Annotated in this window: 12 protein-coding genes and 1 other RNA gene; 2 read left to right on the forward strand and 11 right to left on the reverse strand. The window is 35.7% G+C overall.

The features are described from left to right. Positions 1-15 precede the first annotated feature (15 nt). Both Q0A18_RS08855 and Q0A18_RS08860 read right to left on the reverse strand, forming a co-directional pair. Positions 16-966, reverse strand: coding sequence for a glycosyltransferase family 2 protein (locus Q0A18_RS08855; protein ID WP_292009791.1), 951 nt, complete (start codon positions 964-966; stop codon positions 16-18). A gap of 12 nt (positions 967-978) precedes the next feature. Next, on the reverse strand, positions 979-1,575 hold the full coding sequence (locus Q0A18_RS08860) for a DUF4199 domain-containing protein (protein WP_292009792.1): 597 nt from the start codon (positions 1,573-1,575) through the stop codon (positions 979-981). A 130-nt stretch (positions 1,576-1,705) separates the two neighbouring features. Between Q0A18_RS08860 and ffs the strand changes: the two genes are divergently transcribed. Next, an RNA gene (gene ffs, locus Q0A18_RS08865) (signal recognition particle sRNA small type) lies at positions 1,706-1,803 on the forward strand. Positions 1,804-1,818: 15 nt separating this feature from the next. Here the strand turns inward: ffs and Q0A18_RS08870 are convergent. From Q0A18_RS08870 to gyrA, 6 genes are all read right to left on the reverse strand, one after another. Continuing rightward, the gene (locus tag Q0A18_RS08870; RefSeq protein ID WP_292009793.1) at positions 1,819-2,505 is read right to left on the reverse strand and encodes a metal-dependent hydrolase; all 687 of its coding nucleotides are present in this window, start codon (positions 2,503-2,505) and stop codon (positions 1,819-1,821) included. 14 nt (positions 2,506-2,519) lie between these two features. After that, positions 2,520-2,966, reverse strand: coding sequence for an SRPBCC family protein (locus Q0A18_RS08875; RefSeq protein WP_292009794.1), 447 nt, complete (start codon positions 2,964-2,966; stop codon positions 2,520-2,522). Between the two features lie 6 nt (positions 2,967-2,972). Then, a complete protein-coding gene (gene menA, locus Q0A18_RS08880) occupies positions 2,973-3,902 on the reverse strand; it encodes a 1,4-dihydroxy-2-naphthoate octaprenyltransferase (protein ID WP_292009795.1) in 930 nt (309 codons plus the stop codon). Positions 3,903-3,984: 82 nt separating this feature from the next. Further along, positions 3,985-4,821, reverse strand: a complete 837-nt coding sequence (locus tag Q0A18_RS08885) for a 1,4-dihydroxy-2-naphthoyl-CoA synthase (RefSeq protein WP_292009796.1) — start codon at positions 4,819-4,821, stop codon at positions 3,985-3,987. 162 nt (positions 4,822-4,983) lie between these two features. Further along, complete coding sequence (locus Q0A18_RS08890; RefSeq protein WP_292009797.1) at positions 4,984-6,006, reverse strand: tetratricopeptide repeat protein; 1,023 nt, start codon at positions 6,004-6,006, stop codon at positions 4,984-4,986. A 23-nt stretch (positions 6,007-6,029) separates the two neighbouring features. After that, a complete protein-coding gene (gene gyrA / locus Q0A18_RS08895; RefSeq protein ID WP_292009798.1) occupies positions 6,030-8,618 on the reverse strand; it encodes a DNA gyrase subunit A in 2,589 nt (862 codons plus the stop codon). A 146-nt stretch (positions 8,619-8,764) separates the two neighbouring features. On the opposite strand from gyrA, the gene Q0A18_RS08900 reads away from it, so the two are divergent. After that, a complete protein-coding gene (locus Q0A18_RS08900) occupies positions 8,765-9,079 on the forward strand; it encodes a DUF4286 family protein (protein ID WP_292009799.1) in 315 nt (104 codons plus the stop codon). 48 nt (positions 9,080-9,127) lie between these two features. Here the strand turns inward: Q0A18_RS08900 and Q0A18_RS08905 are convergent, their stop codons facing one another. From Q0A18_RS08905 to Q0A18_RS08915, 3 genes are all read right to left on the reverse strand, one after another. Next, positions 9,128-9,346 (reverse strand): hypothetical protein, encoded by a 219-nt coding sequence (locus Q0A18_RS08905; RefSeq protein WP_292009800.1) that lies wholly within the window; start codon positions 9,344-9,346, stop codon positions 9,128-9,130. A gap of 73 nt (positions 9,347-9,419) precedes the next feature. Next, entirely contained in the window at positions 9,420-9,911 is a 492-nt protein-coding gene (locus tag Q0A18_RS08910; RefSeq protein ID WP_292009801.1) for a GNAT family N-acetyltransferase, read from the reverse strand. Positions 9,912-9,915: 4 nt separating this feature from the next. Then, entirely contained in the window at positions 9,916-10,428 is a 513-nt protein-coding gene (locus Q0A18_RS08915; RefSeq protein ID WP_292009802.1) for a YetF domain-containing protein, read from the reverse strand. Positions 10,429-10,456 lie beyond the last annotated feature (28 nt).

Here is a 10,456-nt window from a genome sequence, read left to right on the forward strand (position 1 = left end):
ATATAAGTATTGGATCTATATCACTTCATCAATATTATAATTCTTATGTTCTCTATTAGTTCGGATGATCATTTCTCCCAAGAATCCGGCTACAAAAAGTAATGTTCCCATAATCATCATAGTTAGTGCTATAAAAAACCATGGATTATTAGTGATGAGATGCCCGTAGATTCCTTTTGAAACATCGATCAGTTTGGAAATTCCCAGCCAGAGGGCTGAAAGAAATCCTAACAGAAACATCAAAGTTCCTACCGCTCCAAAGAAATGCATAGGTCTTCCACCAAAACGGCTCACAAACCAAAGAGTAATCAAATCCAGAAAACCACGGATAAATCTTTCTGTCCCAAATTTCGAACTTCCATACGGTCTTGCCTGATGTTGGACTTCTTTTTCCGTAATTCTCCTGAATCCGGCATTTGCTGCCAGAACCGGAATATATCTGTGCATATCTCCATACACATCGATGGATTTTACCACTTGTTTTTTATAGGCTTTTAAACCACAGTTGAAATCATGAAGATCCACTCCTGAAACTTTTCTTGCTGCGGTATTAAAGAGCTTTGAAGGAAGATTTTTAGTCATTACATTATCAAAACGTTTTCTTTTCCAGCCTGAAACAATATCATAGTTTTCATCCACCACCATTTTATATAGTTCCGGAATTTCTTCAGGAAAATCCTGCAAATCAGCGTCCATAGTAATCACAACATCACCGTTTGCTTTTTCAAAAGCAGCATGCAAAGCCTGGGATTTTCCATAGTTTCGGGAAAACTTAATTCCATGAATCTGTGGATACTGAACTTTAAGATTTTCAATAATATTCCACGATAAATCCGTACTTCCATCATCCACAAACCACACTTCATATGACAAATGATGAGTAGTACAAACTTTATCAATTCTTGAGAAAAGTTCTTCCAGTGAAGCTTCTTCGTTAAGTAACGGAATAATTATAGATAGGTTCATTTAATTAAAAAATTATTCTTGATTGGTTGTTTCCGGATGTATTGTTTTTGTTCTGAAAAATGCTCCGAAAAACAATGACAAAACTAAGTAAAATATAAGAATTGCAGCAAAATATCCTGAAAAATGACTAGCCGTAAGCATATCTTTTTCTTTAACTAATTCCGGGGCAAAACTTTCTTTTCTTTCTTTATACTTCTGCTCCAGTTCTTCAATATCTTCCTTATTTTTTAAGATTTGCTTTGCTTTGGTATATTCGGCATCCAGCTCTGCCTTTTGTCTTTCAACATATTGATAGTTCAACAGCCTTTTAGCATCTGTATCTACAAAATTTAAAAATAAATAGATACTGAAAATGGAAAGGATTCCTCCGATAAACATGGGAGTAAAAGCTCTTTTGAAAGCATCTCTGAATCCCAAGCGATGGTTATTCCAGTAAGATTTCACCGACCAGAAAGCTGTTCCCGCATAAAGAACGGGTAAAACAAACGCATTGATTTTGAGTGAAGTATCAAAATAATTAATTCCCGAAAAGAAAAAATAGACTATGAAAAAAATGATCATAGTAGCTATAAAAAGTATAATTCCTAATGTAGATGGACTCTTCGTCATATTTAATTTTTTAGAAAAATTTTAAAAATTATTGCCTTAGATCTCAACATTTTAGCGCTGACAAAGCATTTTTTAAAGTATTTTTCTTAGATAATATTTTCAATTTTATAATTAATTGCTATCTTTGCACCGGCAAGTCCTACACAACCAGCTCCTGAGAATCCTCCAGGGTGGGAACGCAGCAAAGGTAATTGGTCGTAGCGGTGTGATGTAGATAGCTTGCCATTTTTTATTTCCCTTAGTTTAAAATTCAAACTCCTCTCCCAGTTCCGGTAAAACAAGTTCTACATTTTTATCACTAAAATGTTTCAATGCACTTTCATGATTGATTTCAATAGGTGGGAAAGTATCAAAATGACATCCGATTACTTTAGGTGTTTTCAATAGTTCTGAAGCTGCAAAAGCCGCTTTTCTTGGACACATTGTATAGTGGCTTCCGATAGGCAGAATAGACAGATCAATATTACCAAAAAGTCTTGGGAAAAGCTCCATATCCGCCATTACTCCGGTATCTCCTGCTAAATATATGTTTTTACCTTCAGGAAGTCTGAAAATATATCCTACAGGAACCCCTCCATAACTTCCGTCAGGAAATGAACTTGTATGGTGAGCCGGAACCATAGAAATTTTAAGATCATCTATCTTCGCCGAACCTCCTAAGTTAACATCATCAGTATTCTTTGCATTTTTAAAGTATCCGCAAATTTCCGGAACTCCAATAACAGTAGCTTCAGGATAATGCTGTAATACTTCTTCTACATCTGCAATATGATCTCCATGAGCATGGGTTAATAAGATATAATCTATTTTCTGAGCTGAAATATCAAAACCCGACTTTGCTTTTTGATAGTTATAAAAAGGATCGCTTAAAATAGTTTTGTCTTTATAGGTAAATAAAAAACAGTTTTGTCCTAAAAATTGTATTTTCATAACTTTAGATTTATTTATTTCTGAGGAAATTTATCCTCAATTAAATTTAATTTAATTCCATGTTCCAGATAGGCTTTACAGCCATCCAAAACAGTCGTAAAACCTCCGGTATTGTCATTCACAATCCTTACAAGTTCTTCTCCTGTCTGGGTAAATCCGAAACTCTTAATAATTACAAGAGTACCTTTCTCCATTTCTTTAAATTCATAATCCACATGTATGGAAAAATCCCCCCATACTGTTCTGATCAATTGATTGAAAATAATCTGATCAACTCTTACCTGATTTTTAACATCATACATTTCCCATTCCCATGTGATTACCTTTCCTTCTTCCAGTTTTCCACTTGATTTGGTAAACCAAAAATTAGTTGTAACTACCGGATCAATGAATGCCTGAAAAACATCCTGAACAGGTTTTCTTATAAGCATTTGAGCTTCAACATATGCAGTAGAACTCATCATATATTATTTAAAAAAGTTAAGTCCGATTGCTGTTAAAAGTGCCATAACAAAAGTCAGGATTCCCACCTGCTTCAGGAAAGGATCCAATTCTCTGGGCTCTTTCACCGACATAATGCTTCTTCTTAATTTAGCAAATGGAAACAGCAGGATCATCACAATGAACACATAATAATTCTGTGTCTGTATAAAACCGTTAAGTCCCAAAAATATAAGAATCAGGATCAAGGGAAGCTGCAAAAGGATCATTTCATAGATCATAGCGTTCTTAAAGCCTAATCTCAATGCCAGGGTATGTTTTCCTGTATGTTTATCACTTTCCATATCTCTCATGTTATTAAGATTAAGCACTGCCATACTCATCATTCCTACAGCAGTTCCCGGCAAGAGAATATCCCAACTGAAAGTCTTGGTAAAAAGAAAATAGCTTCCGCATACGGAAACCAATCCGAAAAAGATAAACACAAAGATATCTCCCAACCCCATATATCCATACGGTTTTTTACCTACCGTATATCCAATTGCCGCTAAAATACTGGCTATCCCCAATCCGATGAAAATATAAAACTCATTCATATGTTCCGGAATAAAGGCAACGTATAATAAGGCAACGGTCGCTGCAAAAGACAGTATTGAAAGTAATATTACAGCATTTTTCATCTGTTTTGCTGTAATCTTTCCTGAAGCTACTGCTCTTGCTTCCGCTTCATTTATTCTTTTGGCATCAGTTCCTTTTACTCCGTCACCGTAATCATTGGCAAAGTTTGATAAAACCTGATAAAGCAATGTAACCAGTAATGCCAGAGCAAAGATCTTCCAATCCCAGATTCCTCCTTCTCCATATAACCTCCATTTTGCAATAAAGGCACCCATAATAATTCCACTTAGAGACAGTGGTAATGTTCTCAGCCTTGCGGCTTTTATCCAGTCAATCATATTATTTTTCTAATATTCATGTAAAATGATAAAAGTAACGTCCGATCATTAAACTTTTTACTTAAATACACACATACAATATTTACGATATCCACTGATCTTCTCCGAAATCCGGTTTTCTTTTCTCAAGGAAGGCATTTCTTCCTTCTTTTGCTTCGTCTGTCATATAAGCCAAACGGGTAGCTTCTCCTGCAAAAACCTGCTGTCCTACCATCCCGTCATCCGTTAAGTTCATGGCGAATTTCAGCATTCTTATAGAGGTTGGAGATTTAGCTAATATTTCCTGAGCCCATTCGTAGGCTGTGTCTTCTAATTCATCATGGGGAACTACTTTATTTACCATCCCCATTTCATAAGCTTCCTGAGCTGAGTAGTTTCTTCCTAAGAAAAATATTTCACGAGCTTTTTTCTGTCCTACCATTTTAGCAAGATAAGCAGATCCATATCCACCGTCAAAACTGGTAACATCTGCATCAGTCTGCTTGAAAATAGCGTGTTCCTTACTTGCTAAAGTAAGATCACAAACCACATGAAGAGAGTGCCCTCCTCCTACTGCCCATCCTGGAACTACAGCAATGACCACCTTAGGCATAAAACGGATAAGGCGCTGAACTTCAAGAATATTTAAACGGTGTCTCCCGTCTTCTCCTACATACCCCTGATGACCTCTTGCTTTCTGATCTCCTCCGCTACAAAATGCCCATCCTCCATCTTTAGGACTCGGACCTTCACCTGAAAGTAAAACCACACCTATTGAAGCGTCTTCATAGGCATCATAAAAGGCATCATATAACTCAGAAGTTGTTTTAGGTCTGAAAGCATTGCGAATCTCCGGTCTGTTGAAGGCAATTCTTGCTACACCATTACATTTTTTATAGGTAATATCTTCGTATTCTTTAGCAGTTTTCCATTCGATCATGTTGATAAAAATTTTTCTCAAATATACGGAATTACAGAGAATTTCTGAGGGGAAATTTGATGATAATCTTTTAAAAATAATCATCTAATACCCATCTCGTTTTCATAAAAAAACCGGAACAAATTGTTCCGGTTTCTTATTTATATTTCTTTCTTTTCAGGACTATTTTGCAGCTCCTTGTAATTGAGCTTCTTTTGCCTTCATTTCGTTGGCTTTTTCCTGATTTTTAGTAATCGTATAGATTTCTTTCAGCATAATAACAGCATTTACATCTGTGGGTACAGCCTGATGCCATTTTTCAGCGTAAGGTAATGAATTACCAAATCTTTCTTTTCTTGCTTCAATTAATTTTGTAGCCTCATCAGGCTTATCTTTTCTCAAAGCATTAATTTCATTTACCGCTTTCTCATCATCACCAATCACTGTGTATACCAGGTTCTGATAAGCATTAGAGAAATCAGGCTTAAGTTCAATTGCTTTTTTAAATGCTGCTTCAGCTTCTCCCACAGATGCAGGATCTTTAGACTGCATTACACCTAAATTATACCAGTTGGTGGCATCATTAGGATTCTTAGCCAACTGTTCTTTTAAGGTAGCCACAAACTTTTCAGTATTTCCTGACTGATAATAAGCTGTACTCTGGAATTCTTTTAGTTTGGCATTATTAGGATATTTAGCCAATCCTTTTTCAATCACTGCTATAGCTTCATCATTCTTTTTAGCATTTAACAATAAAGTGGATAGTGTTTCATATAGATCCTGCTCTACACTTGGAGTCTGCTCGGATTTAAAATCAGAATAGTCTTTCGATTTTTTCAGCATATCCCAGGTCGCTTTATCATAAGTGGCTACTTTACCTGCTTTATCTTTGGCAGTGTAGGTAGTCTGAACACCTGTATATCCCGAGTTGATAAGTTCCGTATAGATTTTGATAGCTTCATCTACATTATTTGCCAAAGCATGGTTAAGACCGGAATAATACATATATACTTTGTCATCTTGCCCATTAGTTTTCAACAAGTTATATACTTCCATAAACTTAGGAGCTGCTACTGCATAGTTTTTTGCATTATACGCATCCATAGCTGCCTTATTAGCTTCTTGTAATTGAGCGTTTACATCTTTCTTTTGAGCAAAAGCAAAAGTAGATGAAACGATTGCTATTCCTAAAATTAGCTTCTTCATAATACTATTTTATATTTAATTAATTATTCTTCAGAATCAGAGTTTTCCACTCCTTCTTCCGAATTTTCATTTTCTGAATTATTTTCTGCCTGCGAAATAGTCGGTGCAGCTTCCGGATCTCCTTCTACAACTTCTTCATTTTCTTCTCCGTCTTCAACATCTTTGTCCATCGCTACTTTTGCTATGGCCGCAATTTCATCATTTTTCTTCAGATTAATTAATCTTACCCCCTGTGTATTTCTTCCCATCACTCTCATTTCATCCATTCCCATTCTGATGGCAACTCCTGATTTATTGATAATCATCAGTCCATCTTCGTCCGTTACATTCTGAATTGCAATAAGGTTTCCTGTTTTTTCAGTGATATTAAGTGTAATGACACCTTTTCCACCTCTGTTGGTAATTCTGTAATCCTCTACTGCTGTTCTTTTACCATATCCTTTTTCAGATACTACAAGAACCGTTTCGTGTTCTACATCATTCACAACAATCATACCAATTACTTCGTCATTATCTTCCAGAGTAATACCGCGAACCCCGATAGATCCTCTTCCTACCTCTCTTACTTTCTCTTCAGGGAAACGGATACATTTACCATTTTTAGTAGCAATCATGATCTGAGATGTCCCATTCGTCAGGTATGCTCCTAATAACTGGTCATTATCTCTGATCTCAATAGCATTCACCCCATTAACTCTAGGTCTTGAATATGCCTCAAGTGATGTTTTCTTAATGGTTCCGTTTTTAGTCACCATTACTACGCTCATCTGATTTACGTATTCAGCATCTTTCAGGTTGTTGGTCCTGATATAAGCTTTGATCTTATCGTCCGGCTCTATATTAATGAGGTTCTGAACAGCTCTACCCTTAGCTGTTTTAGATCCTTCCGGAATTTCAAATACTCTCAGCCAGTAACACCTTCCTTTTTCCGTAAAGAATAACATATACTGGTGATTGGTTGCAGAAACAATATATTCAAGGAAATCTGAATCTCTTGTCGTAGCCGCTTTATTTCCTACACCTCCTCTACTTTGAATTTTGTATTCTGAAAGTGAAGTTCTCTTAATATATCCTGCATGGGAAATGGTAAGAACTACCGCTTCATTCGGAATGATATCTTCAATAGACATTTCTCCTCCTGAGTAATCAATTTCCGTTCTTCTTTCATCCCCATATTTTTCTTTTACTTCAATCAATTCATCTTTGATGATCTGATATCTTCTTCCTTCATTGGCTAATATATCTTCCAAATTCAGGATTTCTTTCATAATAGCATCATACTCATCACGGATCTTATCAAGTTCCATACCCGTTAAACGGGCTAAACGAAGATCAAGAATAGCCTGAGCCTGAATTTCAGAAAGATCAAATTCTTCGATCAAGCCTTCTTTGGCAGCCTGAGGATTAGCACTGTGACGGATAATAGAAATTGCTTTGTCCAACGCATCCTGTGTTCCTATCACTTTCATGAATCCTTCAAGGATATGTGCTCTCTCACGTGCTTTTTTAAGCTCAAACTGGGTTCTCCTTACAATTACTTCATGTCTGTGCTCTACAAAATGGTGAATAATATCTTTAAGATTCAGCTGTTCAGGTCTTCCGTCTACCAATGCAATATTGTTTACACTGAAAGATGTCTGAAGGGCCGTATATTTATACAATAGATTAAGAACTACATTAGGAATTGCATCATTTTTAAGTTCATAAACGACACGAAGACCTTTTCTGTCAGATTCATCTCTAATTTCATAGATACCAGGAATTTTTTCATCTTTTACCAATTCGGCTGTTCTGGCAATCATTTCAGCTTTGTTTACCTGATAAGGAATTTCTGTAACGATAATCGCATTTCTGTTTCCAATTTCTTCAAAACTTACTTTAGCTCTCAGAATAACCCGTCCTCTTCCTGTATGGAAAGCGTCTCTTACACCGTCATATCCATAAATGATTCCTCCTGTTGGGAAATCCGGAGCGATAATATGCTGCATCAGCTCATCAATAGTAATCTCCCTGTTATCAATATAAGAACATATAGCGTCTACCGATTCTGATAAATTATGAGGGGCCATATTGGTAGCCATCCCCACTGCAATACCTGAAGCTCCGTTTACTAAAAGATTAGGAATTTTCGTAGGAAGAACTGTAGGCTCCTGTAAACTATCGTCAAAGTTATTCTGAAAATCAACGGTTTCTTTATCCAGATCTGAAAGAATCTCATCTGAGATCTTTTTTAATCTTGCTTCAGTATAACGCATTGCCGCCGGCGGGTCACCGTCCATGGAACCGAAGTTACCCTGGCCGTCTACCTGTGGATAACGTAAACTCCAATCCTGTGCCATTCTTACCATAGCATCATATACAGAAGAGTCTCCGTGTGGGTGATATTTACCTAAAACATCCCCCACAATCCTAGCAGATTTCAAGTATTTTCTGTTAGAAAAAACCCCCAATCCATACATACCATAAAGTACTCTTCTATGAACGGGTTTCAAGCCATCTCTTACATCAGGTAATGCTCTTGAAACAATTACCGACATTGAATAATCAATGTAAGATGACTTCATTTCATCAACAATGTTGATAGGAATCAGTCTTTCTCCTTCTTTTTGCATAAACAAATTTATTATAATGATAATCAAGCTTTTAGCTATGAGCCTGAAAATTATTTATTTCCAATTTTTATTAACGGGCTAATTTACGAAAATTTTGCCGATTTTTGTCCCTGAATTATCCACAAAATCTTAAAAATTCTTAAAAAATGAGCGTGTTAAGTATTACTTTCCATTGTCCCCAAAACTACCTTGAAGAATGGGAAAATTATATTGATGAAACTCTGGTTTTAATGACTGAAAATTTAATGGATGTTAATCAATATATTCTTTCTGAAGTGCAGAGCGATTACATTAATGAAGGAAAGAACTATAACCTGCTTCTAATTTTCGATAATGATGGGCTGCGTAAAGATTTTCTGGAAAGTGAGCTGGTCAATATCAAAGAAAGAATAGAAAAAAAGTTTGGAGAAAATATTATGATATTTAATACATTTTTAAATCCAAAAAAGTCTAGATTCTAATAACAATAAAAGCTCTGGTCAATTACCAGAGCTTTTTAAATAATAGTTTTAATCTCTTCCGTGCTTTTTATGACCTCCATGATGCCTTTCAGAATGGTGGTGCCCTCTTTTTTTTGCATGTCCCGGGGCATAATAACTGGCACTTCCTCCATACATTTTTTTTGCATGCCCAGGAGGAATGCGTCTTCCATGATGATGCTCAACGATACATGAAGCAAGCATAAACAATAAAGAAAATACACTTGCTATTTTAATCATACCTTTCATAAATCCATTATTTCAAATTTCTCAACGTAAATTATCAATCTTAATGCCAAAATGAAAGGAAATACAATTATGATTAAATATTTATACTTCTCTTTTCCAATACAATTACATCTTTCCAGGTTCCGTTGAGCTGTCCTATCTTTTTACGGACTCCTACTGTCCTGAACCCATTCCTGTGATGAAACTTAATAGCTGTTTCATTTTCGGAAAACAGATTGGATTGTAATGTCCAGAATCCATGCTCTTCACTGTCTAAAATCAATTTTTTAATCAAAAGCGAGCCTAATCCTCTCCCCTGATAATTATTATCCAAATAAACACTTACCTCTGCAACCCCTTTATACCATTCTTTCTTACTTACAGGCTGTAAAGCACACCAGCCAATCACTTCATTATTTTCATTTTCCAGCACCCATCTGCAATCATTAAAAAATGTAGTATTCCACACTTCTTTATTAGGGATTTCTGTTTCAAATGTTACAATTCCACTTTCAATTCCCTGACGATAGATATCCAGTACTCTAGTTTCGTCTTCAGGGAGCATTTCTCTAATCTCGTAATTCATGTGATTAATGATATTTTCTTTTATTTTTTCTTTTAATTCGGGAATAATGGGTCTGCTTATTTTTTTCATCTTCTGAAACTACGCTTATATTCCCATCTACTTCAAGTATAGAAAGTCTGACATCTTTAATATCTTCCACTCCATGCTCTCTTATAGCTTCATTCAATTCTTCTTCTGAAATCTTCTCCTTATTTAAAGCTTTATAATCTATCACTCCGTCTTTTACCAAAATAACAGGATCTGATTCCACAAAGCTGCTAAATGATTTACTAGAAAAAATCAATCGTTTCAAAACAAAATTTGCGATAAATAGAACCAACGCTGCAATGATACCTCCCTGTAAAGATGTGTCCTGGCCCACCATGGCATTCTGAACCGCATTAGATATTAGCAGCAAAAGCACAACATCCCCTGCATTAAGCTGTGAAAGCTGATTCTTTCCAAATAACCGAATTGCTATTACCATAAATAAATACACACATAGGGAACGAATTACAACATCAAGAATTGAATTCATGTGAATTGATTTTTATACTCAAATGTAA

This window comes from Chryseobacterium sp. (assembly GCF_022712095.1).
Lineage (GTDB): Bacteria > Bacteroidota > Bacteroidia > Flavobacteriales > Weeksellaceae > Chryseobacterium.